We start from the raw sequence: 24,402 nt of genomic DNA, 5'->3' as shown, positions 1-24,402 counted from the left end.
GGGTGCCCTCGTGTCAGGAGCGCTCCGACGCGAGGGCGCGGCCCGCGTCCCCGTAGAAGCCGATCTTCCGGTCGAGCACGGCCAGGGTGTCCTGGAGCTCGGCGATCCGGGCCCGGACGTCCCGGCGGGTCGCCTCCAGGAGTTCGTAGCGCTCCCTGTACGTGTGGTCGCCGGCGCGCACCATCTCCGCGTAGCGGACCATGTCGGCGACCGGCATCCCGGTGAGCCGGAGCTTGCCGACGAGGCCCAGCCAGTCCAGGTCGCGGTTGCTGTAGCGGCGCTGACCGGTGTGTGAACGGTCGATGTGCGGCATCAGCCCGATGCGCTCGTACCAGCGCAGGGTGTGCGCGCTGAGGCCGGTGAAGGCGACGACCTCGCTGATCGTGTAGTTGTCCCGGCCGTCCGGGCGCCGCGGCTCTTGTTCGGGGGTCTCGACGCAGGTGTCGGCCCCGGTGGCCTCGGCTGTGGTCTCCATCACCGTCATGCTCCCCACGCTAAAACCTTGGAGTGCACTCCAGGCAACCCGAACCGGCCGAAATCCGCAGGACATGGCCGGGACGCGACGGTTACCGCGCGGTTCGCCCTCCGGCGGGCGGTCCGTCCCTCGATGCAGTGGGGCCTGTGCGCCGCTTAGGCTCGTGGGCATGTCCTTGCAGAGTGTGGCGTTGATCTCCGGCTGGCCCGTTCCCACCGCCACGGCCGCGGTCGTCCGGGCGGACGGCAGTGTGGTCGGGGCGCACGGGCCGGGTGGGCACCGGTTCGCACTGGCGTCCGTGACCAAGCCGCTCGCCGCGTACGCCGCGCTCGTCGCGTACGAGGAGGGGGCCATCGAGCTCGACGAACCCGCCGGGCCCGCCGGTTCGACGGTCCGCCATCTGCTCGCGCACACCTCGGGTCTGGCCTTCGACGAGCACCGGGCGACCTTCACGCCCGGGGAGCGACGGCTGTACTCCAACACCGGCTTCGAGGTGCTCGGGGACCACATCGCCAAGGCGGCGGACATGCCCTTCGCGGAGTATCTGCGTCAGGCGGTCCTCGAACCGCTCGGCATGACCGCGACCACGCTGGACGGTTCGCCCGCGAGGGACGGTGTCTCGACGGTGGACGACCTCGTGCGCTTCGCCGCCGAGCTCCAGGCGCCCCGGCTGCTGGACCCGCGCACGGTCGCGGAGGCGATGACCGTGCAGTACCCCGGCACCAAGGGCGTCCTTCCGGGGTACGGCCACCAGAACCCCAACGACTGGGGGCTCGGCTTCGAGATCCGCGACTCCAAGTCGCCGCACTGGACGGGGAACGCGTCCTCGGCGCGCACCTTCGGCCACTTCGGGCAGGCCGGTACGTTCCTGTGGGTCGACCCGGCCGTGGGCGCCGCCTGCGTCGCGCTGACCGACCGGAACTTCGGGCCCTGGGCGATCGAGGCGTGGACGCCGTTCACGGACGCGGTGCTGGCCGAGCTCGCCTTCTGACGCGGGCCGGCCGCGTCAGCCGACGGCCATCTCCCACACCAGCAGCTCCGCCGGGGCCCCCGCGACCAGCTCCAGGTCCTTCGCGTCCGTGATCCGGGCCGCGTCCCCCTCCCCCAGCTCCACACCGTCCAGCCGGACCTCGCCGCGCACGACGTGGATGTACACGTAGGACCCGTCCGGGACCGCCGTGCGCTCGCCCGCCGTCAGCCGGCGCACATGGAGCATGGCGCCCGCCTCGGGGACGGCGTACGGGGTGGAGTCGGCGATGCCGCGGACGGTCTCGTACGCGGGGTCGCCGCCCGGCTCCAGCGGGGCCAGCCACATCTGGACGAAGACCAGCGGCAGTTCGCCGTCGTTGCGCTCGACGTGCCGCACTCCGCCCGCCGAGCTCAGCCGCTGGACGTCCCCGTGCCGCAGCACCGACTCGTTCCCGCTCGAGTCGCGGTGGGTCAGCTCGCCCTCCACCACCCAGGTGACGATCTCGGTGTGGCTGTGCGGATGCTCGTCGAAGCCGGCGCCGGGGGCGAGCCGCTCCTCGTTGCAGGCGATGACCGCGCCGAAGCGGAGGTTGTCGGGGTCGTAGTGCGGGCCGAAGGAAAAAGCGTGGAGCGAGGAGATCCCGGCCGCCGGGTCCCCTCCGCGGTAGCGCTCGTCGGCGCGGCGGACGTCCATCACCTCACCACCGTAGCCCCGGCCCGGCGGCGGCTCCTCGCTTACTTGCGACCCGCCGCCGCACGGCTGCGTCCGGATAAGGCAGTCTTGTCCCGTGCCCGAACCCGAAGCCAGCAACACCGAGCGCCCGGCGCACGACGTCGACGCGCACACCGCGACCCTCAAGCGGCTGGAGAAGTCGGCCGGCAGTCTCGCCGCCCAGGCCATCACGCGGATGGACGAGACGCTGCCGTGGTACCGGGCCATGCCACCGGAGAACCGGTCGTGGATCGGGCTGGTCGCCCAGGCCGGTATCGCGGCCTTCACGGAGTGGTTCCGGCACCCGGACGCCCCGCAGGCCATCTCCACGGACGTCTTCGGCACCGCGCCACGCGAGCTGACCAGGGCGATCACGCTGCGCCAGACGGTGGAGATGGTGCGGACCACAATCGAGGTCATGGAATCGGCCATCGACGAGGTGGCGGCACCCGGCGACGAGTCCGTGCTGCGCGAGGCACTCCTCGTGTACGCCCGTGAGATCGCCTTCGCCACCGCCCAGGTGTACGCGCAGGCGGCGGAGGCACGCGGCGCCTGGGACGCCCGGCTCGAGTCGCTCGTCGTGAACGCGGTGCTCTCCGGCGAGGCCGACGAGGGCGCCGTCTCCCGGGCCGCCGCGCTCGGGTGGAACTCGCCCGAACATGTCTGCGTGGTGCTGGGCACGGCACCCGACGGTGACAGTGAACTGACCGTCGAGGCGATCCGGCGGGCGGCCCGGCACGCCAAGCTCCAGGTGCTGACAGGGGTGCTCGGGGACCGGCTGGTCGTCATCGCGGGCGGCAGCGACAACCCGCTCGCCGTCGCCAAGTCGCTGATCGGTCCGTACGCCGCCGGATCGGTCGTCGCGGGCCCGATCGTGCCCGACCTGCTGGCCGCGACCCGGTCGGCACAGGCCGCGGCGGCCGGGCTCAAGGCCTGTTTCGCCTGGCAGGACGCCCCTCGCCCGGTACTGGCGGACGATCTTCTGCCGGAGCGCGCGATCGCCGGAGACCCGTCGGCCCGCGAGCAGTTGGTGGAGGAGATCTACAGACCGCTGGAAGAGGCGGGCTCGGCACTCCTGGAGACGCTCAGCGTCTATCTGGAGCAGGCGAGCAGCCTCGAAGGCGCGGCCCGGATGCTGTTCGTCCATCCCAACACCGTGCGCTACCGGCTCCGACGTGTGACTGACGTCACCGGTTGGTCGCCCTCGGATGTTCGATCGGCGTTCACGCTGCGGATCGCGCTGATCCTGGGGCGTCTGGCCGCTGGAGATCCACAAACCTAGGCTTTTGTCGGGCCCCTACAATTCCCCCTCCTGTTCTTCGTCCCTGTCCCCACGGGCGGCCGTGGCCGTCCACAAGAGAGAGTGTGAGAGTGCTCGTACTCGTCGCTCCCGGCCAGGGCGCTCAGACGCCCGGCTTCCTGACTCCTTGGCTCGACCTCCCCGGCGCCGCCGAACGCCTCGCCGCGTGGTCGGACGCCATCGGGCTGGACCTTGCCCACTACGGCACCCAGGCCGACGCGGACGCGATCCGTGACACGGCCGTCGCGCAGCCGCTCCTGGTCGCCGCCGGTCTCCTGTCCGCCGCGGCCCTCGGTGAGGTGGCCCCCGGTGCCGTCGCCGGTCACAGCGTCGGCGAGATCACCGCGGCCGCGTTCGCGGGAGTGCTCGACGACACCGCCGCGCTGGACCTCGTACGCAAGCGCGGCCTCGCGATGGCCGACGCCGCCGCCATCACGCAGACCGGTATGTCGGCGCTGCTCGGCGGTGACCCCGACACGACGGTCGCGCACCTGGAGAAGCTCGGGCTGACCCCGGCGAACGTGAACGGCGCCGGCCAGATCGTGGCCGCCGGCACGCTGGAGCAGCTCGCCGCCCTGGAGGCCGACAAGCCCGAGGGTGTCCGGCGGGTCGTGGCCCTGAAGGTGGCGGGCGCGTTCCACACGCACCACATGGCCCCCGCGGTCGACGCGCTGGCGAAGGCCGCCGAGGACCTGACTCCGGGCGACCCGCGGGTCACGTACGTCTCGAACCGCGACGGCCGGGTCGTCACCTCCGGTGCCGACGTCGTCTCCCGCCTGGTCGGCCAGGTCGCCAACCCGGTCCGCTGGGACCTGTGCATGGAGACCTTCCAGGAACTCGGCGCGACCGCGCTGATCGAGGTGTGCCCCGGCGGCACGCTGACCGGTCTGGCCAAGCGCGCGCTGCCCGGTGTCACGACGCTGGCACTGAAGACCCCCGACGATCTGGACGCGGCTCGCGAGCTCATCGCCGAGCACGGCGCCGCCTGAGGAGCCCGAGAGCATGACGAAGATCAAGGCACCCAAGGGCGCTCCGTTCGCGCGCATCCTCGGCGTCGGCGGCTACCGTCCCGTCCGGGTGGTGCCCAACGAGGTGATCCTGGAGACGATCGACTCGTCCGACGAATGGATCCGTTCGCGCTCCGGCATCGAGACGCGGCACTGGGCCTCCGACGAGGAGACCGTGGCCGCGATGTCGGTCGAGGCGTCCGGCAAGGCCATCGCCGACGCCGGGATCAACGCCGACCAGATCGGCGCCGTGGTGGTCTCCACCGTGTCGCACTTCGCGCAGACCCCGGCCATCGCCACCGAGATCGCCGACAAGCTCGGCACGAACAAGGCCGCGGCCTTCGACATCTCGGCCGGCTGCGCGGGCTTCGGCTACGGCCTGACGCTCGCCAAGGGCATGATCGTCGAGGGTTCGGCGGAGTACGTCCTCGTCATCGGCGTGGAGCGGCTGAGCGACCTCACCGACCTGGAGGACCGCGCGACGGCCTTCCTGTTCGGCGACGGCGCGGGCGCGGTCGTCGTGGGTCCCTCCCAGGAGCCGCACATCGGCCCGACCGTCTGGGGCAGCGAGGGCGACAAGGCCGGCACGATCAAGCAGACCGTGACGTGGGACCGTTTCGCGACCGGCGACGTCTCCCAGCTTCCGCTCGACTCCAAGGGCGAGATCAAGTTCCCTGCCATCACGCAGGAGGGCCAGGCGGTGTTCCGCTGGGCCGTGTTCGAGATGGCGAAGGTCGCCCAGCAGGCGCTGGAAGCGGCCGGGATCAGCCCGGACGACCTGGATGTCTTCATTCCCCACCAGGCCAACGAGCGGATCATCGACTCGATGGTGAAGACGCTGAAACTGCCGGGACACGTCACGGTCGCGCGTGACGTGCGCACCACCGGCAACACCTCGGCCGCCTCGATCCCGCTCGCGATGGAGCGGCTCCTGGCGACCGGTGAGGCGAAGAGCGGCGACACCGCGCTCGTCATCGGCTTCGGGGCGGGTCTCGTGTACGCCGCGACGGTCGTTACCCTCCCCTAGGCACTCCGTGCCGGATCATCCGGTCCGTACGGAAAATCGCCACCCCTCTGGAAACACACCGAAGGAGCGCCTGACATGGCCGCCACTCAGGAAGAGATCGTCGAAGGTCTCGCCGAGATCGTCAACGAGATCGCCGGGATCCCCACCGAGGACGTCCAGCTGGACAAGTCCTTCACCGACGACCTGGACGTCGACTCGCTGTCCATGGTCGAGGTCGTCGTCGCCGCCGAAGAGCGCTTCGACGTCAAGATCCCGGACGACGACGTCAAGAACCTCAAGACCGTCGGCGACGCGACCGACTACATCCTCAAGCACCAGGCCTGATCTTCCGGTCACCTGGGCCGACCGTCCGGGGCCGCCGGGGCCGCGTGCCCTGGTTCCCCCGGGCTGATGCCCCGCCACCCGGCGGTGGCGCCGCTGAATCCTCGTATCCGTTGGAGAAAGAATTCCCGTGAGCCCGACCAATCGCACCGTGGTCGTCACCGGTATCGGCGCAACCACACCGCTGGGTGGCGACGCAGCCTCTACCTGGGAGGGCCTGATCGCCGGACGTTCCGGCGTCCGCCCCCTCGAGCAGGAGTGGGCCGCCGACCAGGCTGTCCGTATCGCGGCACAGATCGCCGTGGAGCCGGGCGAGGTCATTCCCCGCCCGCAGGCCCGCCGACTGGACCGCTCGGCGCAGTTCGCGCTGATCGCGGCCAAGGAGGCCTGGGCCGACGCCGGTTTCACCGACAAGGCGGGCGAGGACCCGAGCATCGAGCCCGAGCGGCTGGGCACGGTCATCGCCTCCGGCATCGGTGGTGTGACGACTCTGCTCGACCAGTACGACGTGCTGAAGGAGAAGGGCGTACGCCGCGTCTCCCCGCACACCGTTCCGATGCTGATGCCGAACGGTCCGTCCGCCAACGTGGGTCTCGCCGTGGGCGCCCGCGCCGGTGTGCACACCCCGGTCTCCGCCTGCGCCTCCGGCGCCGAGGCCATCGGCTACGCCATCGAGATGATCCGCACGGGCCGCGCCGACGTCGTCGTCGCCGGTGGCACCGAGGCGGCCATCCACCCGCTTCCCATCGCCGCGTTCGGCAACATGATGGCGATGTCCAAGAACAACGACGACCCGACGGGTGCCTCGCGCCCCTACGACGTCGCCCGTGACGGCTTCGTCCTCGGCGAGGGCGCCGGCGTCATCGTCCTGGAATCCGCCGAACACGCCGCCAAGCGCGGCGCCCGGGTGTACGCCGAGGCGGTGGGCCAGGGCATCTCGGCCGACGCGCACGACATCGTGCAGCCGGAGCCCGAGGGCCGCGGTATCTCGCAGGCCCTTCAGAACCTGCTCGACAACACCGACCTGGACCCGGCCGAGATCGTGCACGTGAACGCGCACGCCACCTCGACCCCGGCCGGTGACGTGGCCGAACTGAAGGCGCTGCGCAAGGTGTTCGGCGACGAGGCCGACCACTTCGCGGTCTCCGCCACCAAGTCGATGACCGGTCACCTCCTCGGTGGCGCCGGCGGTGTCGAGTCGGTCGCGGCCGTGCTCGCCCTGTACCACCGTCTCGCGCCGCCGACCATCAACGTGGAGAACCTCGACCCCGAGGCCGAGGCCGCCGCCGACATCGTGCGCGGCGAGGCTCGCAAGCTGCCCGTCGAGGGCCGTATCGCCGCGCTGAACGACTCGTTCGGCTTCGGCGGGCACAACGTGGTGCTGGCGTTCCGTTCGGTCTGACGCCGGTTTCCTCTTCCGTACGGCGTGTGGCCCGTACCCCTGGTCCCAGGGGTACGGGCCACACGCCGTTCGTTGTCCTGTCCGGTGGCACGACGGCCCCTGACGGAGCGTCACGTCGTCGCGCGTCACACCACCTGGTGCAGCCAGCGGACCGGGGCGCCCTCGCCCGCGTAGCGGAAGGGCTCCAGTTCGTCGTCCCAGGGCTTGCCGAGGAGTTTGGCGAGGTCGGCCTCCAGGTCGCTCTCGCCGCGCTGGGAGCGCACGAGCGCGGCGCGCAGCCGGTCCTCGGGGATGAGGATGTCGCCGTGGATGCCGGTGACGGCGTGGAAGATGCCGAGCTCGGGGGTGCAGCTGTAGCGCTCGCCCTCGGCGGTGGGGCAGGGTTCGGCGGTGACCTCGAAGCGCAGCAGATGCCAGCCGCGCAGCGCGGAGGCGAGCTTGGAGGCGGTGCCCACCTCGCCCTTCCAGGAGAACTCGGATCTCCAGGTGCCCGGCGCGGCGGGCTGCCGGATCCAGTCGAGGTTGACGCGCGTGCCGAGCACCCCGGCGACCGCCCACTCGACATGCGGACACAACGCGCGGGGCGCGGAGTGCACGTAGAGAACTCCACGTGTCGTCACTGGGGCCTCCGGACAGAGCGAGACATCTTGTAACTTAGCGGAACGGCAGTGGCAGGGCGGCCACGTGGCGAGGCTACCCTGCGGCGGCGCAAGGAGTGTGACGTACCGTCGGTCCAAGCGCCGTGAACCTCCGAGGTTTCACCCGGCGGGACGTGTCCGGACTCCCCTGCCGGGACTCCGGGCCCGTCTTCCGGGCGAAGCCGGGCACACCGCGGAATCGCGGTGCGACCGACCGTGTACGACGTGGTGCGACCGACCGCGCGGAGCGGGTGCCGACCAACCCTGTACAACGAACGAGGAGACCAGGGGATGCGGAATCGCAGCCACCGTTGGCGGGCCGTCCTCGCCGCCGCCGCGGCGGCGACTCTCCTCGGCACCGCCGCCTGCGACTCCTCGGCGCCCGGCGGGACCACGAAGCTGCGGCCGTCGGCGAGGCCCACGCCGGTCTGGGACCGCAGCCCGGACTCGATGGCCGCGGTCGGCGACTCGATCACGCGCGGTTTCGACGCGTGCAGTGTGCTGTCCGACTGCCCCGAGGTGTCGTGGGCGACGGGCAGCGATCCGCGGGTCGGCTCTCTCGCCGTGCGGCTGCTCGGAGCGACCGGGGCGGCCGAGCGGAGCTGGAACTACGCGGTGACCGGGGCGCGGATGGCAGACCTTCCCGGCCAGATGGCCGAGGCGGCGACCCGCAGGCCGGAGCTGGTCACGGTGATGGCGGGTGCCAACGACGCCTGCCGGTCCTCCGCCTCGGCGATGACGTCCGTCGCCGACTACCGCGCCGAGTTCCAGGACGCGCTGGACACGCTGCGGCGGGCTCTGCCCAAGACGCAGGTGTACGTGTCGAGCGTGCCGGATCTGAAGCGGCTCTGGTCGCAGGGGCGCGGCAGCGCGCTGGGCAAGCAGGTGTGGAAGCTGGGCATCTGCCCCTCGATGCTCGGGGACGCGGACTCGCTGAACGCGGCGGCGACCCTGCGGCGGGGCCAGGTACGGGACCGGGTGAAGGAGTACAACCAGGTGCTGCGCGAGGTGTGCGCCAAAGACCGGCGCTGCCGCTTCGACGGAAACGCCGTCTTCGACTACCGCTTCGGCACGGACCAGTTGAGCCACTGGGACTGGTTCCATCCGAGCAGGGACGGTCAGGCGCGACTCGCGGAGATCGCCTACCGGACCGTCACGGCACGCGACCCCGTGACCTAGGGTTTCCCTCATGAGTGAACTTTTCGGCACACTTTCCGACGGCACCCCGGTCCACCGATGGACGCTGGAGCGCGCCGGGGTCCGGGTGCGTGTGCTCACGTACGGCGGGATCGTGCAGTCGGCCGAGGTGCCGGACCGGGACGGGCGGGCCGTGGACGTGACCCTGGGCTTTCCCGCCCTGGAGGGGTATACGGCCCATCCCGCGCCGTATCTCGGCGCGCTGGTCGGGCGGTACGCGAACCGGATCGGAGGCGCCCGCTTCACCCTGGAGGGGGTGACCCACCACCTGGAGCCGAACAACGGGCCCAACTCGCTGCACGGCGGCGACGGCGGTTTCGACAAGCGCGTGTGGGACGCGGAGCCGCTCGAACACGGGGTCCGGCTCTCCCGGGTCAGCCCGGACGGCGAGGAGGGCTTCCCGGGGCGCCTGGAGGTCTCGGCGACGTACACGCTCGACGAGCGGGGCGCGCTGCGGATCGCCTACGAGGCGGTCACCGACGCGCCGACCGTGGTGAACCTGACGAACCACACGTACTGGAACCTCGCCGGCTCCGGCAGCGCGCTCGGGCACGAACTCCGGCTCGACGCCTCACGGTTGACCAGGGTGGACGACAACCTCATCCCGACCGGGGAGCTCGACCCGGTCGAGGGCACCCGCTTCGACTTCCGCGAGTCCCGCAAGACCGGCGCGGGATACGACCACAACTACGTGCTCGACAAGGGGCTCACCACCGGTCCGGTGGAGGTGGCCGAGCTGTACGACCCGGCGTCCGGGCGGGTGCTCACGGTCGCGACCACCGAACCCGGTCTCCAGCTCTACACCGCGGACCACCTGAGCGAGCCCTTCACCCCCAACGACGGCATCGCGCTGGAGACCCAGCACTTCCCCGACTCCCCGAACCGGCCGGACTTCCCGAGCACCGAGCTGCGGCCGGGCGCGGTGTACCGGTCGCAGACGGTGTACGGGTTCTCGGTACGGCCCTAGGAAGACCGGTGCCGCAAGGCGGTCCCGGAGGCGGTCCCGGAGGGCGCCGCGGGAGAAAACGGCGGGCCCCGGTCCGGATGTCAGGTTCCGGGCCGGGGCCGGCCGAAGGGGGGCGCGATGGTTACGCCTCGATGATCGTGCTCAGACGGCGGTCCAGAAGGGAACGACCTGCCTGAACCTCGTACAAACCCTTCACAAACGCCCACGTGTCCGTCACGGTGTCCCAGACCTCGAAAGCACGGTGCGGAAGCTCCACCACGACCTCGGCGCTCTCGCCCGGGGCGGCCTCGATTCCGGCGAATCCGGCGAGCGCCCGCGCGGGCCGGCCGGTGCCGGGTTCCACCGGGGCGAGGTAGACCTGCACGACCTCGCGCCCGGCCCGCCGACCGGAATTGCGGACACGGACGGTGACGGTGGTGCCTTCGGCCTCGATGGACTCGTACGTCCAGTCGGTGTAGCCGAGACCGTGCCCGAAGGGGTACGAGGGGGTACGGCCCGCCTTCTCCCAGGCGCGGTAGCCGATGAAGACGTCCTCGGAGTACGGGAGTTCGCCGTCCGCCGGGCGGACCCGGGTGACCGGGGCGTCGGCCAGGGAGCCCCAGGTGGTGGGCAGGCGGCCGCCCGGCTCGTGGGCGCCGGTGAGGACGTCGGCGAGGGCGGCGCCCCCCTCCTGGCCCGGGAACCAGCTCAGGAGCACGGCGGCGACCTCGTCGCGCCACGGGAGTTCCACCGGGGAGCCGGCGTTGACGACCACGACGGTGTTCGGGTTGGCGGCGGCCACGGCGTGGACCAGTTCGTCCTGGCGGCCGGGGAGCCCGAGGTCCGCGCGGTCGAAGCCCTCGGACTCGACGCGGTCGGTGGTGGCGACCACGACGACGGCGGTGTCGGCGGCGCGGGCCGCCTCGACCGCCTCGGCGATCAGTTCGTCGCCGTCGCGCACGGGCTCCTGGTGGGCGAGCGAGAAGCCGACGACCTTCATCGGGACGCCCTCGGGGACCGTGACGACATGGGTGAGGGAGACCTCCACCGCTTCGCCCGCGACGAGTTCGGCCCGGCCGCGCGGAACGGGGGCGCCGAAGAACGTCACGAACGGGTCGTCCTTGTCGGCGCCCTGGACGTCGTCGAAGTACGTCGTGCCGTCGACGGTGAGGGTGAACGCGCCGAGGCCCTTGATGCCGAAGGTGTGCGGGCCGGACTCGCGCGGGGTGAGGGTGCCGGCGAGTTCGACACTGCGCAGGTTCTCGTGCGTGACCCCCTCGGGCAGGTCGTCGCCCATCCACTGGATCTGGCCGTTCGGGGCGGAGGCGGTGGCGATGACCTCGCCGGCGGCGTCACGGCACACCGCGCGCAGCTCGAACCCCTTGTCGGCGACGGGGAGTTCGACGGCGAGGTCGGCGCCCACGGCGTAGGTCACCGTGCCCTCGGCGAGGGCGGCGGTGAGGCCGTCGAGGGGCGAGACGATCCGGGCGGGGAAGACGGTGGCCGAGCCGCCGCCGAGGACGCGGGCGTCGCGGGCGGCGGCTCCGATGAGGGCGACCCGGTGCCCCGCGGGGAGCGGCAGGGCTCCTTCGTTGCGGACGAGGACGAAGCCGCGGCGGGCCACCTCGCGGGCCAGGGCCTCCCCGTCAACGTCCGCCGGCGCCTCGGTCACGACGGGTTCGGCGCCCTCCAGGGCGCCGACACGGGCGGCGAGCCGGAGCACGTTGCGGACGGCCGCGTCGACCGTGGCCTCCGCCACCTCCCCGGCGCGCACGGCGGCGGCGAGCGGTTCTCCGTAGACGGTCCGGGGGCCGGGCATGGCGACGTCGAGGCCGCCCTCGATCGCGGCCTTGGTGTCGCGGGCCGCCATCCAGTCGGAGACGTTGAACCCGTCGAAGCCCCATTCGCCGCGCAGGACGTCGTTCACGAGACGGCGGTGCTCGCTCATGGTCGTGCCGTTGACCGCGTTGTAGGCGGTCATGACGCCCCACGGGCGGGCCTTCTCGACGATGGTCTCGAAGGGCGCCAGGTACAGCTCGCGCAGGGCGCGCTCGGAGACGAGGTTGTTCACCGTGAAGCGGTCGGTCTCGGCGTCGTTGGCGACGAAGTGCTTGACGGTGGTGGCGACCCCGCCGGACTGCACGCCGCGGACGTAGCCGCCGCCGATCGCGCCGGTCAGGAGCGGGTCCTCGCTGTAGGCCTCGAAGTGGCGGCCGCCGAGCGGTGAGCGGTGGAGGTTGACGGTGGGGGCGAGCAGCACGTGGACGCCCTTGCGGCGCGCCTCCTGGGCGAGCAGCGTGCCGACGCGGCGGGCCAGCTCCGGGTCCCAGGAGGCGGCGAGGGCGGTGGGCGAGGGGAGCGCGACGGAAGGGTCGTCGGCGGTCCAGCGGACACCGCGGACGCCGATCGGGCCGTCGGACATGACGAGGGACTTCAGCCCGATCTCGGGGAGCTCGGGCAGCGTCCACATGTTCCGCCCGGACAGCAGCCGGGCCTTCGCGTCCAGGCCGAGGCGGCCGAGCGCCGCCTCGACGACGGCCTCTCGGGCCGCGTCCCCTTTCGCGCCCTCCGCGCCCTCCGCCGTTTCCACCGCAGCGTCCGCCATGCCGGCACCTCCTCGTCGAAAACCGTCGGTCGCCCCCATCGTGCATCGGTCACCTGTGGAGCGGTAGGTTTCGTTATTCTGCCGTTACAATGAGGGTGATCGGATGCCGTACGGTGACGCCATGACGACCCGGACCCGGAGCGAGGAGCGGCGCGCCGAGATCGTGCGCGCGGCGCTGGAGGTGATCGCCGAGCGGGGTTACCGGGGTGCGAGCCTCGCCGCGGTCGCCGAGCGCGTCGGTCTCACCCAGCAGGGCCTGCTGCACCACTTCCCCACCAAGGAGGCCCTGCTCGTCGCCGTGCTCAAGGAGCGGGACCAGTGGGACGCCCTGCCGGGCACCCCCTGGCGGGCCGATCTGCTCGTCTCGCTGGTCGAGTACAACGCCATGCGGCCCGGGATCATCCAGACCTTCTCGGCCCTGCTCGGGGAGAGCGTCACGGAGGGGCACCCGGCCCGCGAGTTCTTCACCCGGCGCTACGGCGCGGTGCGCGCGAACATGGCCGTGGCGCTGCGCGCCGAGTACGGGGAGCGGTTGCCGAGCGGACTCACGCCGGAGCGCGCAGCTCCCCTGCTCGTGGCCGTGATGGACGGCCTTCAGTACCAGTGGCTGCTGGACCCGGAGTCCGTGGACATGCCGGCCGCGTTCCGCGACTTCCTGACCCTGCTGGGCGAGAACTGAGCGCTCCCGGGATCCGCCGGGGGCGCTTCACTCCTCCGGACGAGCGTGGCGCCGGGGGCGTGCGCGCCGGTCAAGGGGCGGTGCTCTGCTCCTCGGACGCCTCGTCGGAGTCGCCACCCTCGCGGGTCTCCTCGCCGAGCAGGTCCCGGGCCATCAGGGTGGCGCCCGCGACCGCTCCCGGCATCAGGAACACGGCGACGAACGGGACGAGGAAGGCGAGGCCCAGCGGGGTGCCGAAGCCCCAGACCAGCGTCTTGCGGGAGCGGAGCAGCGCGAGGCGTGCCCGCAGGTCGACGTCGCGGCGCTGCAGGGCGACGGCGACGAGTTCCTCGGTGAGGAAGAAGCCCGTGACGAAAAAGCCGAGCACCGGCACGACGGTCTGGCCGATGAACGGGACGAAGCCGAGCGCGAAGAGGAGGACCGCCCACACGAGGGCCCGCGCGAGGACACGGAGGCTGTCGCGCGCGGAGATCCACAGCTCGCGCCAGAGGGGCAGTCCCGACTCGGGGGCGGTGCCGTCCGGGGAGACGTCGCGGTCGACCTTCTCCGAGAGGCTCTCGTAGAAGGGCTGGCCTATGAGCAGGGTGACCGCGGTGAAGGTCAGGACGGCGAGGAGGAGTGCCAGGGCGAACAGGACGGCGGTGAGGAAGCCGCGGAAGAGACCGCCCCAGGGGCTGCTCCAGTCGTCCGCGAACGGCGTCGCCCAGGTGACGAAGTCCTCCCCGTACACACCGAGGGCGACGAGCGCCGCCGCGTACAGAACGAGCGTGACGAGTCCGGGCAGCAGCCCGAACCCGAAACTCCTCCCGTGCCGGGCCACCCACCGCTGGCCGCGCAGCAGATAGCCGAAACCCACCCCAAGATCGCGCATGGGGAGACCCTATCGGGGTGCCGCGCCGGGCCACAGCCCGTGGTGGCGGCGGCCGTCCTTGCCCGGTCCGCCGCCACCTCGGAAGCGGTCGCCGTCCCCGGTCCGCCGCCGCCCCGCCGGGGTCAGAGCTTGACGATCATCTTTCCGATGTTGTCGCCGCGCAGGACGCCGAAGAACGCCTCCACGTTGTTCTCGATGCCCTCGACGACCGTCTCGGCGTACTTCAGCTCGCCGGAGCGGATCCAGCCGCCGACCTCCCGCACGAACTCCTGCTGGAGGTCGTAGTGGTCGCCGACGAGGAAGCCCTGGATGCGGCCGCGGGTCTGGATCAGCCGGGCCAGGTTCCGCGGGCCCGGGGCGGGCTCGGTGCTGTTGTAGACGGAGATCATGCCGCAGACCGCGATGCGGCCGTCCTGGTTCAGCGAGCCGATGGCGGCCTCCAGGTGGTCGCCGCCCACGTTGTCGAAGTAGACGTCGACGCCGTCGGGCGCGGCCTCGCGGAGCTGCTGGGAGACCGGGCCGCTCTTGTAGTTGAAGGCCGCGTCGAAGCCGTACTCGTCGACGAGCAGCTTGACCTTCTCGTCGGACCCGGCGGAACCGATGACGCGCGAGGCGCCCTTGAGCCGGGCGATCTGGCCCACCTGGCTGCCGACGGCACCGGCGGCGCCGGACACGAAGACGGAGTCGCCCTCCTTGAAGGAGGCGGTGCGCAGGAGCCCGGCGTACGCGGTGAGGCCGGTCATGCCGAGGACGCCGAGGTACGTCGACAGCGGCGCGGCCTCCGGGTCCACCTTGACGGCCTGCTTGGCGTCCACGACGGCGTACTCCCGCCAGCCGAGGAAGTGCAGCACGTGGTCGCCGGGCTCGATGCCCTCGGCGTTCGAGGCGATGACCTCGCCGACCGCGCCGCCCTGCATGGTCTTGCCGAGCTCGAAGGGGGCGACGTAGGACTTCGCGGCGCTCATGCGGCCGCGCATGTACGGGTCGACGGAGACGTAGGCGTTGCGGACCAGGACCTCGCCCGGACCCGGCTGCCGGACCTCGGCCTCGACCAGGGCGAAGTCGGCGGGCTGGGGCCAGCCGACCGGACGGCTGACCAGGTGCCATTCACGGCCGGTGGAGGGAAGCTGGGGGGTCTCGGACATGAGGGTGCGCCTTTCACGGTGACCGGCGGGCGGAAATGTTTCAGTACCTCAAACAATGAGTACCTGAAACAACGATGCTCATGAATATTTCATGATGTCAAGTAACGCGATACGATCGAGGGCATGGCCACCCACAAGAGACCACGGATCGACCCTTTGACCATGGAGGTCGTCGAACTGATCGGCACGGTCGTGGCCCGCTACCACGAGGAGTACGAGGACGCGGCCGCCGAACACGCCCTCACAGGCGCGCAGGCACGGCTGCTGAGCCTGCTCTCACTGGAGCCGCTGCCGATGCGCCGTCTGGCGCAGAAACTGCGGTGCGAGCCGTCCAACGTCACGGGGATCGTGGACCGGCTGGAGACGCGGGGGCTGGTGGAGCGCCGCCCCGACCCGGCGGACCGCCGGGTGAAACTGGCGGCGGCGACGGCCGAGGGCCGCAGAATCGCCGGCGGGCTGCGCGACTCGCTCGACTTCGCCCGCGAACCCCTGGCGGAGCTCTCGGACCAGGAACGGGTGGCCCTGCGCGAGCTGTTGCGCCGCATGCTGGGCGAGACCCCGGGCGGCGCGGGCGACGGCGCCTGAGGGCGCGAGCTCCGGGGACAACCGCAGAACCCGGAAGACCCGGGAACCGGAGGGCCCCGCACAGGTCAGCCCGTGCCGGGCGACACCCCCACCGCTACGTGCACCACCACAGGAAGCGGTTGCAGTCGCCCGAGGACGAGGGTGCCGGGGTGGGTGCCGACGTCGTCGGGCCCGTGGTGGCGGGGGCCGATGCGCCCGGGGCCGAGGAGGCGGTCGCCGGGGCCGAGGTGGTCCGGCCCGGGAGGGTGCCGGCGGTCGAGGACCCGCCGCCCCCGGCGCTCTCCCCGCTCGTCGCGGTCGCCGACGCGGAGGACGAGGCGGAGGCGGATGTGGAGGCCGACGGCGAGGAGGTGGACGTACGCCCGGCCGAGGGGGACTTGGCGGGGGAGTCCTTCTTGAGCAAGGACGCCGCCGGTGAGGCCGAGCCTTGGGGCGACTCCGCGGCGGCGGGGCTGGGGCCGAGCCCGGGCGCGTCGACGCCGAGTTCGGCGAGGCTCAGACCGCCGGCCGCCATGACGAAGCCGACGGCTATGTACAGGGTGCGACGGCGCCGGCGGCGGTGCGCGGCGGCCTTGCGGTCGCGCCGGCTGGCGCCGGCCGGGGCCTTCGGACCCCTCCGGTCGTCCGCACTCCCGGCCTCCGTGTCCACGGCAGGGCCGCCACGCCGGCGCGCGGCACGCCGGGAGCGCCACTCGACGTCGCCGTCCTCGCCCTGGTGCGCGTCGGTGTCCGCACCTGTCTGCGGGCGCGCGCGGGCCTCCTCGGCGTCCGCGCCGAGCTCGTCGACCGGGGTGCCGCACCCGGGACAGGCGAGGGCGCCGTTGAGGTGCCTGCGGCACACGTGGCAGTAGTCCATGACGCGGGAAGACTAGGGTCACCGCCGGTAACGTTCCTAGGCGCAGTTGTGAAGATGTTGTGCGGAATCGATTATTCCGGTCCGGCGGACCCAGGCATCCCCGACCATTCCCCGCCATCCTGGCGCCCATCCGACGCCCATCGCGTCGAAACCGTTATCTGCGCGACCCATTGACACCCCCCGGGCCGCGTCCTTACTGTCACGCCAGCATTTCGAACGTGTGACGAAATTTCGAACAGAGCTGAAAGCACAGGGGGCATCTGCCGTGCGCATCACGGGAATCACCACACACGTGGTCGGGACACCCTGGCGGAACCTGACCTACGTCCAGGTGCACACCGACGAGGGCATCACCGGGGTCGGCGAGACCCGCATGCTGGGCCACACCGACGCGCTGATCGGCTATCTGCACGAGGCGCAGGCCAACCATATTCTCGGCTCCGACCCGTTCGCCGTCGAGGACCTGGTCCGCCGGATGAAGTACGGCGACTACGGACGCGCCGGCGAGATCGTGATGTCCGGCATCGCGGTCATCGAGATGGCCTGCTGGGACATCAAGGGCAAGGCGCTCGGGGTGCCGGTCTGGCAGCTCCTCGGCGGCAAGGTCACCGACAGGGTCAAGGCCTACGCCAACGGCTGGTACACCACCGAACGCACCCCGGAGGCCTACCACAAGGCCGCTCAGGAGGTCGTCGCGCGGGGCTACAAGGCCCTCAAGATCGACCCCTTCGGCACCGGGCACTTCGAACTCGACCACGAGGCCACGCTCTACTCGGTGTCGCTCATCGAGGCGGTGCGCGACGCCATCGGGCCCGAGACCGAGCTGATGCTGGAGATGCACGGCCGCTTCTCGCCGTCCACCGCCGTCCGCCTCGCCCGCGAGCTCGCCCCCTTCAAGCCCGCGTGGCTGGAGGAGCCGGTGCCGCCGGAGAACCTCAAGGCGCTGGAGAAGGTGGCCGCCAAGGTCGACATGCCGGTCGCGACGGGTGAACGGATCCACGACCGCATCGAGTTCCGCGAGCTCTTCGAGAGCCAGGCGGTCGACATCATCCAGCCCGACGTCGGCCACATCGGCGGCATCTGGGAGACCCGCAAGCTCGCCGCCACCGCCGAGGCGCACTACGTCCTGGTGGCGCCGCACAACGTCGGCGGGCCGGTCCTGACCGCCGCCTCCCTCCAGGTCGGCTTCACCTCGCCGAACTTCAAGATCCTGGAGCACTTCAACGACTTCGCCGACGCGGAGATCAAGAAGGTCGTCAAGGGCGCCCCGCAGGTCGTGGACGGCTACTTCGAGCTGTCCCACGAGCCGGGACTCGGCGTCGAGCTGGACGTCGACGCGGCGGCCGAGTTCCCGCAGCAGCAGGCCCGGTTCGACCTGTGGGCCGACGGCTGGGAGCAGCGCAAGCCCAAGGGGGGGCAGTGAGCACCGCGGTCCTCGTCGAGGGTCCGGGCGAGCACCGACTGGTCCCGCACGAGCCGGTCCGGCCGTCGGCGGGCGAGGCGCTCGTGCGGGTGCACGCGGTCGGCATCTGCGGCAGCGACCGCGAGGTCTACCAGGGCAACCGGCCCGAGGGCTACGTCCGCTATCCCCTGATCCCGGGTCACGAGTGGTCCGGGACCGTCGAGGAGGTCGGCGCCGGTGTCCCGGCGACGCTCGTCGGCCGCAAGGTCGTCGGCGAGGGCTTCCGCAACTGCCAGGTCTGCGACCGTTGCCACGCGGGCGAGACAACGTTGTGCACGGCCGGGTACGAGGAGACGGGTTTCACCGTTCCCGGCGCCATGGCGAGCACGCTGACGTTGCCGGCGCGGCTGCTGCACGTCCTGCCCGACGACGCCGATCTGACGGCCGCCGCCCTGCTGGAGCCGGCCGCCTGCATCGCGGCCGCCGCGCTCAAGGCGAACGCGCGGCCCGGTGAGCGCGTGGCCGTGGTGGGCACCGGAACGCTCGGGATGTTCGCCGTGCAGTTCCTGAAGGCCGGTTCGCCGGCCGAGCTGCTCGTGGTGGGCACCCGCCCCGACCGGGCGGCGCTGTCGCGGGAGTTCGGCGCCACCGGGTTCCGCACCAGGGACCAGGAGCTCCCCGACGACTTCGACGTCGTGATCGAGACCGCCGGGTCCGCGTCCGCGGCACGCACCGCCGCCTCCCTGCTGCGGCGCGGCGGGCGCCTGGTCCTCACGGGGATCCCGGCGCCGGGTGCCGAGGGTCTCGACCCGACCGATCTCGTCGTACGGCAGCTCGAGGTGCACACCGTGTTCGGGGCTCCGCCGGAGGCCTGGGCGCACACGGTACGGGTCTTCGGCGCGGGCCTGCTGAACCCGACCCCGCTGGTGACGCACGAGCTGCCGCTGGCCGCGTTCCCGGAGGCCATCGAACTGGTGGGTTCCGGTGATCCCAAGGTCGGCAAGGTCCTGCTGAAACCGTGACCACCAAAGCCGTACGCCGGTACGGGGATTCCTGACGGCCCCGTACCGGCGTACACCAGGCCTCGCGCGCCCAGCGTCGCGAACCATGCCCGAAATATCGAACAATGAAGGACAGCTTGTGACCGACGCCTCTCCCACGGCGCCCCGTCGACCCGGTGAGCCGGCCCTGGCCGCGCTCGGCCTGGCCGCGCCCGCCCTCTCCCCCGACGACGCCTCGCCGCACACCTTCCCCGGAGGCGGCCGCTGGCGCACCGAGGTTCCCTCCGTGGAGGGGCCCGAGGCGCTCGCCGTGGTCCTCAAGGAGGCCTCGCGGCTCGATGTGCCGATCCACCGGATCAGCCAGGGCAGCGGCATCTGGATGCTGACCGACGCCGAGATCACCGAGATGGTCGAGGCCACCGGTGAACGCGACATCGAACTCTGCCTGTTCACCGGACCGCGCGGCATCTGGGACATCGGCGCCTCGGCGCGCTCCGACTCGCGCGGCGGCGGGCTGCGCGCCCGCGGCCACGACGCGGTGGCCGGCTGTGTCGAGGACGCCGTCCGGGCGACGGAACTGGGCGTCAAGTGCCTGCTCGTCGCCGACGAGGGTGTGCTGTGGACGCTGCACCGGGCGCGCGTCGCCGGGATCCTCCCGGCCGACACGACGTTCAAGGTCTCGGCGCTGATCGGTCCGGTCAACCCGGCCTCGTACGCCGTGTACGAGAACCTCGGCGCCGACTCGCTGAACGTGCCGAGCGATCTGACGCTCGATCACCTCACCGAGATCCGGCGGGTCTCCGCCGCCCCCATGGACATGTACATCGAGGCCCCCGACGATCTCGGCGGGTACATCCGGATGTACGAGGTCGCCGAGCTGATCCGGCGCGGCGCACCGCTCTATCTGAAGTTCGGGCTGTCCAAGACCCCCGGGATCTACCCGTACGGACACCATCTGCGGGACCTGACCCTGAGCACGGCCCGGGAGCGGGTGCGGCGCGGCCGTCTCGCCCTTGACCTGCTGGCACGGCACGGCGCGGGCGGCGACATGGCCCCGCTCGGCTCCCGTCTGCCCGGGGCGCTCTCGCGGTTCGACACTCCCTCATAACGTTCGCACAAACCCCCTTCACACAAGCAGACACAGTCGCGCACAATCCAACACACCTTCTCGGCCTTCCTCTCTCCAAGCTCCCGGAGCTTCCGAGTTCCGCGAGACCGAGCCCGCTCCCAGACATCAAGGATGATGATCATGCGTAACCGCAGAGCCGCTCTCACCGCCATAGCCGGAGCCGCCTCCTTCGCCCTCGCCCTGACCGCCTGCGGCCAGAGCGGCGAAGGCGGCAGCAAGGAGGACAAGGGCAGCAGCAAGGGCGGGACCATCGGTATCGCGATGCCGACCAAGTCCTCCGAGCGCTGGATCGCCGACGGCAACAACGTCGTCAAGAACCTTCAGTCCAAGGGCTACAAGACCAAGCTGGTCTACGGCGAGGACGACCCGGCCCAGCAGGTCTCGCAGATCGAGAACCTGATCACGCAGAACGTCAAGGCGCTGATCGTCGCGGCGATCGACAACAAGTCCCTGAGCAACGTGCTCCAGCAGGCCGCGGACGCCCACATCCCGGTCATCGCCTACGACCGGCTGATCCTCGACACGAAGAACGTCGACTACTACGCGTCCTTCGACAACTCGAAGGTCGGCGAGCTCCAGGGCAACTACATCCTCCAGAAGCTCGGTCTCGCGGACGGCTCCAAGAAGGGCCCGTTCAACATCGAGCTCTTCGCCGGCTCGAACGACGACAACAACACGAAGTACTTCTTCGGCGGAGCGATGAAGGTGCTCCAGCCCTACATCGACAAGAAGCAGCTCGTCGTCCAGTCCGGCCAGACCGCGCTCAACCAGGTCACCACCCTGCGCTGGGACGGCGCGACCGCCCAGAAGCGCATGGACGACATCCTCACCAAGTCGTACTCCAGCAAGAAGGTCGACGCGGTCCTCTCCCCGTACGACGGCATCTCCATCGGCATCCTGTCGGCGCTGAAGTCGGACGACTACGGCTCCAAGAACAAGCCGCTGCCGGTCCTCACGGGCCAGGACGCCGAGCTGGCGTCGGTGAAGTCGATCATCGCGGGCGAGCAGACGCAGACCGTCTACAAGGACACCCGCGAGCTCGCCAAGATCGCCTCGACGATGGTCGACGCGGCCCTCAACGGCAAGAAGCCGGAGACCAACGACACCACGACGTACGACAACGGCGCGAAGGTCGTCCCCGCCTACCTGCTCCAGCCGGTGAGCGTCGACAAGTCCAACTACCAGTCGGTCCTGGTCGACGGTGGCTACTACACGGCGGACAAGCTCAAGTAAGCGTCGAACCTCACGGATTGGAAGGCACGACCATGGCGGGACCCGTCCTGGAAATGCGCTCGATCGTCAAGACCTTTCCCGGTGTCAAGGCGCTGTCGGACGTCACACTGACCGTCCGTCAGGGCGAGGTCCACGCCATCTGCGGCGAGAACGGCGCCGGCAAGTCCACCTTGATGAAGGTGCTCTCCGGCGTCCATCCGCACGGCAGTTACGAGGGGGAGATCCTCTTCGAGGGAGAGGTCTGCCACTTCAGGGACATCCGCGCGAGCGAACACCACGGCATCGTCATCATCCACCAGGAACTGGCGCTGTCGCCCTACCTCTCCCTCGCGGAGAACATCTTCCTCGGCAACGAACACGCCAGGGGCGGGTTCATCAACTGGAACGAGACCCTGCGGCACGCCACGCAGTTGCTGCGCCGGGTCGGTCTGACCGACCACCCCGAGACCCGCGTCGCCGACATCGGCGTGGGCAAGCAGCAGCTCGTGGAGATCGCCAAGGCGCTCTCCAAGAAGGTGAAGCTGCTCATCCTCGACGAGCCGACAGCGGCGCTCAACGACGAGGACAGCGACAAACTCCTGGATCTCATACTGGAGTTGAAGAACCAGGGCATCACCTCGATCATCATCTCCCACAAGCTCAACGAGATCCGCAAGGTCGCGGACTCGGTGACGATCCTCCGCGACGGCCAGTCCATCGAGACCCTCGACGTGAAGGCGCCGGAGACGACCGAGGACCGGATCATCAGCGGCATGGTGGGCCGCGACCTGGAGAACCGCTTCCCCGAGCGCACCCCGCACGAGGCCGAGGAGGGCGCCGCCCCCGCGCTGGAGATCCGCGACTGGACCGTGCACCACCCGATCGACCAGCAGCGCAAGGTGGTCGACGACGTCTCCGTCCAGGTACGGCGCGGGGAGATCGTCGGTATCGCCGGCCTGATGGGAGCCGGCCGCACCGAGCTGGCGATGAGCGTCTTCGGGCGCGCGTACGGCCGGTACGCGGGCGGCACGGTCCTCAAGGACGGCCATGAGATCCGTACCAAGTCCGTCGCGGAGGCGGTCAAGCACGGGATCGCATACGTCACCGAGGACCGTAAGCACTACGGCCTCAACCTCATCGACACCATCAACCGCAACATCTCGCTGTCCGCCCTCTCCAAGGTGGCCAGGCGCGGCTTCGTCGACGAGCACGAGGAACGGCAGGTCGCCGAGGGCTACCGCAAGTCCATGAACATCAAGGCGCCGACCGTCTTCGAGCCGGTGGGCAAGCTGTCCGGCGGCAACCAGCAGAAGGTCGTCCTCAGCAAGTGGATCTTCGCGGGCCCTGACGTGCTGATCCTGGACGAGCCCACGCGCGGCATCGACGTGGGCGCCAAGTACGAGATCTACACGGTCATCGACAAGCTGGCGGCCGAGGGCAAGGCGGTCGTCTTCATCTCCTCCGAGCTGCCCGAACTGCTCGGCATGTGCGACCGCATCTACACCATGGCTGCCGGGCGGCTGACTGGTGAGTTCTCGCGGGCCGAGGCCACGCAGGAAGTGCTGATGCGTCAGATGACGAAGGACAAAGAGGTAACGCGATGAGCACCGATGTGACCGACAAGAACCCGGCCACCGCGCCGCCGGGCGGGGGCGGGAGCGCCCCGGGTGAGGGCCTGCTCCAGTTGGTGGTCGACGGCATGCGCCGCAACATGCGCCAGTACGGCATGCTGCTGGCCCTCGGCCTGATCGTCACGCTCTTCGCCGTCTGGACCGACGGCCAGCTCCTGCTGCCGCGCAACGTCTCCAACCTGATCCTGCAGAACAGCTACGTGCTGATCCTCGCGATCGGCATGATGCTGGTGATCATCGCGGGCCACATCGACCTGTCGGTCGGCTCGCTGACGGCTTTCGTGGGCGCCTTCGCGGCCGTACTGACCGTGGAGCACAGCGTCCCGTGGCCCGTCGCGGTGGTGCTGTGCCTGATCGTGGGCGCCATCGCGGGCGCCGCACAGGGCTTCCTGATCGCCTACCTCGGCATACCGTCCTTCATCGTCACGCTCGCCGGCATGCTGATCTTCCGCGGCGTGACGGAGATCCTTCTGCAGGGCCAGACCCTCGGCCCGTTCCCGGGCGGACTGCAGAAGATCGGCAGCGGCTTCCTGCCCGAGGCCGGCCCGACCACCAACTACCACAACATCACGCTGCTGCTGGGCTTCGCCGTGATCGCCTTCGTGGTGCTCCAGGAGGTCCGCGACCGCAAGCGCCAGCAGGAGTTCGCGCTGGACGTGGTGCCGCGCAACATCTTCCTGCTCAAGCTGGTGGCGCTGATCTCCGCGGTCCTGGTGGTCACAATGCTGCTCGCCAGCTACAAGGGCGCGCCGATCATCCTGCTGATCCTGGGGGCGCTGGTGGTCGGCTACGGCTACGTCATGCGCAACGCCGTGTTCGGCCGTCACATCTACGCGATCGGCGGCAACCTGGCGGCGGCGAAGCTCTCCGGCGTCAAGGACAAGAAGGTCACCTTCTTGGTCTTCCTGAACATGGGCGCGCTCGCGGCCCTGGCGGGCCTGGCGATCGCCACCCGCCTGAACGCGGCCTCACCGAAGGCGGGCCTGAGCTACGAACTCGAGGCCATCGCCTCGTCGTTCATCGGTGGCGCGTCCATGAGCGGCGGTGTGGGTACCGTCCTCGGCGCGATCATCGGTGGCCTGGTCCTCGGTGTGCTGAACAACGGTATGAACCTCCTCAGTGTCGGAACCGACTGGCAACAGGTCATCAAGGGCATGGCCCTGCTGGCCGCGGTCGGGTTCGACGTGTGGAACAAGCGCAAGGTCGGTTCGTAAGTCCTCCTACGGCGAGGCGCTCGGAGGCCAGCCCCACCAGACCACGTTCGACAGCAGTCTGGGGAAGGCCGTCGACTC

The 24,402-nt window shown here is 70.7% G+C and carries 23 protein-coding genes; 16 read left to right on the top strand and 7 right to left on the bottom strand.

All coding sequences use genetic code 11. The features are described from left to right. Positions 1-13 precede the first annotated feature (13 nt). Positions 14-484 carry a MerR family transcriptional regulator gene (locus tag ACWEBX_RS12835; RefSeq protein ID WP_451884894.1) on the bottom strand — a complete coding sequence of 157 codons (471 nt, stop codon included), beginning with the start codon at positions 482-484 and terminating at the stop codon, positions 14-16. A gap of 160 nt (positions 485-644) precedes the next feature. Between ACWEBX_RS12835 and ACWEBX_RS12830 the strand changes: the two genes are divergently transcribed. Further along, the gene (locus ACWEBX_RS12830) at positions 645-1,466 is read left to right on the top strand and encodes a serine hydrolase domain-containing protein (RefSeq protein ID WP_451884893.1); all 822 of its coding nucleotides are present in this window, start codon (positions 645-647) and stop codon (positions 1,464-1,466) included. A 15-nt stretch (positions 1,467-1,481) separates the two neighbouring features. Here the strand turns inward: ACWEBX_RS12830 and ACWEBX_RS12825 are convergent, their stop codons facing one another. Beyond that, positions 1,482-2,138: a pirin family protein gene (locus ACWEBX_RS12825; protein WP_451884934.1), complete on the bottom strand. Its 657-nt coding sequence runs from the start codon at positions 2,136-2,138 to the stop codon at positions 1,482-1,484. A gap of 94 nt (positions 2,139-2,232) precedes the next feature. On the opposite strand from ACWEBX_RS12825, the gene ACWEBX_RS12820 reads away from it, so the two are divergent. The 5 genes from ACWEBX_RS12820 (at position 2,233) to fabF (ending at position 7,213) form a co-directional block, all read left to right on the top strand. Next, on the top strand, positions 2,233-3,438 hold the full coding sequence (locus ACWEBX_RS12820) for a PucR family transcriptional regulator (RefSeq protein WP_451884892.1): 1,206 nt from the start codon (positions 2,233-2,235) through the stop codon (positions 3,436-3,438). 89 nt (positions 3,439-3,527) lie between these two features. After that, the gene (locus ACWEBX_RS12815) at positions 3,528-4,445 is read left to right on the top strand and encodes an ACP S-malonyltransferase (RefSeq protein ID WP_451884891.1); all 918 of its coding nucleotides are present in this window, start codon (positions 3,528-3,530) and stop codon (positions 4,443-4,445) included. A gap of 13 nt (positions 4,446-4,458) precedes the next feature. Continuing rightward, positions 4,459-5,490 (top strand): beta-ketoacyl-ACP synthase 3, encoded by a 1,032-nt coding sequence (locus ACWEBX_RS12810; protein ID WP_451884890.1) that lies wholly within the window; start codon positions 4,459-4,461, stop codon positions 5,488-5,490. Between the two features lie 75 nt (positions 5,491-5,565). Further along, positions 5,566-5,814, top strand: coding sequence for an acyl carrier protein (locus ACWEBX_RS12805; protein ID WP_028800941.1), 249 nt, complete (start codon positions 5,566-5,568; stop codon positions 5,812-5,814). 127 nt (positions 5,815-5,941) lie between these two features. After that, complete coding sequence (gene fabF / locus ACWEBX_RS12800) at positions 5,942-7,213, top strand: beta-ketoacyl-ACP synthase II (RefSeq protein ID WP_451884889.1); 1,272 nt, start codon at positions 5,942-5,944, stop codon at positions 7,211-7,213. A gap of 125 nt (positions 7,214-7,338) precedes the next feature. On the opposite strand, the gene ACWEBX_RS12795 is transcribed toward fabF, so the two are convergent. Next, complete coding sequence (locus tag ACWEBX_RS12795; RefSeq protein WP_451884888.1) at positions 7,339-7,833, bottom strand: DUF3145 domain-containing protein; 495 nt, start codon at positions 7,831-7,833, stop codon at positions 7,339-7,341. A 309-nt stretch (positions 7,834-8,142) separates the two neighbouring features. On the opposite strand from ACWEBX_RS12795, the gene ACWEBX_RS12790 reads away from it, so the two are divergent. Together ACWEBX_RS12790 and ACWEBX_RS12785 are read left to right on the top strand one after the other, a co-directional pair. Continuing rightward, positions 8,143-9,030 carry an SGNH/GDSL hydrolase family protein gene (locus ACWEBX_RS12790; protein WP_451884887.1) on the top strand — a complete coding sequence of 296 codons (888 nt, stop codon included), beginning with the start codon at positions 8,143-8,145 and terminating at the stop codon, positions 9,028-9,030. Positions 9,031-9,040: 10 nt separating this feature from the next. Beyond that, a complete protein-coding gene (locus tag ACWEBX_RS12785; RefSeq protein ID WP_451884886.1) occupies positions 9,041-10,015 on the top strand; it encodes an aldose epimerase family protein in 975 nt (324 codons plus the stop codon). 121 nt (positions 10,016-10,136) lie between these two features. Here ACWEBX_RS12785 and ACWEBX_RS12780 read toward each other — a convergent pair whose 3' ends face one another. Then, the gene (locus ACWEBX_RS12780; RefSeq protein ID WP_451884885.1) at positions 10,137-12,599 is read right to left on the bottom strand and encodes a glycoside hydrolase family 3 protein; all 2,463 of its coding nucleotides are present in this window, start codon (positions 12,597-12,599) and stop codon (positions 10,137-10,139) included. Positions 12,600-12,702: 103 nt separating this feature from the next. On the opposite strand from ACWEBX_RS12780, the gene ACWEBX_RS12775 reads away from it, so the two are divergent. Continuing rightward, a complete protein-coding gene (locus ACWEBX_RS12775) occupies positions 12,703-13,278 on the top strand; it encodes a TetR/AcrR family transcriptional regulator (protein ID WP_451884884.1) in 576 nt (191 codons plus the stop codon). Positions 13,279-13,348: 70 nt separating this feature from the next. Here the strand turns inward: ACWEBX_RS12775 and ACWEBX_RS12770 are convergent, their stop codons facing one another. Then, positions 13,349-14,149, bottom strand: a complete 801-nt coding sequence (locus tag ACWEBX_RS12770) for an EI24 domain-containing protein (protein ID WP_451884883.1) — start codon at positions 14,147-14,149, stop codon at positions 13,349-13,351. 122 nt (positions 14,150-14,271) lie between these two features. Further along, complete coding sequence (locus tag ACWEBX_RS12765) at positions 14,272-15,294, bottom strand: NADP-dependent oxidoreductase (protein WP_451884882.1); 1,023 nt, start codon at positions 15,292-15,294, stop codon at positions 14,272-14,274. 123 nt (positions 15,295-15,417) lie between these two features. On the opposite strand from ACWEBX_RS12765, the gene ACWEBX_RS12760 reads away from it, so the two are divergent. After that, positions 15,418-15,879 carry a MarR family winged helix-turn-helix transcriptional regulator gene (locus ACWEBX_RS12760; protein WP_451884881.1) on the top strand — a complete coding sequence of 154 codons (462 nt, stop codon included), beginning with the start codon at positions 15,418-15,420 and terminating at the stop codon, positions 15,877-15,879. Between the two features lie 94 nt (positions 15,880-15,973). Here ACWEBX_RS12760 and ACWEBX_RS12755 read toward each other — a convergent pair whose 3' ends face one another. After that, positions 15,974-16,735: an SCO2400 family protein gene (locus ACWEBX_RS12755; RefSeq protein ID WP_451884880.1), complete on the bottom strand. Its 762-nt coding sequence runs from the start codon at positions 16,733-16,735 to the stop codon at positions 15,974-15,976. Positions 16,736-17,000: 265 nt separating this feature from the next. Here ACWEBX_RS12755 and ACWEBX_RS12750 point away from each other — a divergent pair, with 265 nt between their 5' ends. The 6 genes from ACWEBX_RS12750 (at position 17,001) to mmsB (ending at position 24,324) form a co-directional block, all read left to right on the top strand. Then, positions 17,001-18,158: a mandelate racemase/muconate lactonizing enzyme family protein gene (locus tag ACWEBX_RS12750; RefSeq protein ID WP_451884879.1), complete on the top strand. Its 1,158-nt coding sequence runs from the start codon at positions 17,001-17,003 to the stop codon at positions 18,156-18,158. Beyond that, positions 18,155-19,159 carry a zinc-dependent alcohol dehydrogenase gene (locus ACWEBX_RS12745; RefSeq protein WP_451884878.1) on the top strand — a complete coding sequence of 335 codons (1,005 nt, stop codon included), beginning with the start codon at positions 18,155-18,157 and terminating at the stop codon, positions 19,157-19,159. The genes ACWEBX_RS12750 and ACWEBX_RS12745 overlap by 4 nt, the downstream gene beginning before the upstream one ends. Before the next feature lie 85 nt (positions 19,160-19,244). Next, on the top strand, positions 19,245-20,246 hold the full coding sequence (locus tag ACWEBX_RS12740) for a hypothetical protein (protein ID WP_451884877.1): 1,002 nt from the start codon (positions 19,245-19,247) through the stop codon (positions 20,244-20,246). A 141-nt stretch (positions 20,247-20,387) separates the two neighbouring features. Then, entirely contained in the window at positions 20,388-21,500 is a 1,113-nt protein-coding gene (gene chvE, locus ACWEBX_RS12735; protein WP_451884876.1) for a multiple monosaccharide ABC transporter substrate-binding protein, read from the top strand. Positions 21,501-21,532: 32 nt separating this feature from the next. Continuing rightward, positions 21,533-23,083, top strand: coding sequence for a multiple monosaccharide ABC transporter ATP-binding protein (mmsA, locus tag ACWEBX_RS12730; RefSeq protein WP_451884875.1), 1,551 nt, complete (start codon positions 21,533-21,535; stop codon positions 23,081-23,083). Continuing rightward, a complete protein-coding gene (gene mmsB, locus ACWEBX_RS12725; protein ID WP_451884874.1) occupies positions 23,080-24,324 on the top strand; it encodes a multiple monosaccharide ABC transporter permease in 1,245 nt (414 codons plus the stop codon). Before mmsA ends, mmsB begins: the two co-directional genes overlap by 4 nt. The last annotated feature ends 78 nt before the right edge of the window (positions 24,325-24,402 follow it).

This window comes from Streptomyces sp. NPDC005070 (assembly GCF_053600395.1).
This window is presented reverse-complemented; position numbering and strand designations above follow the sequence as displayed.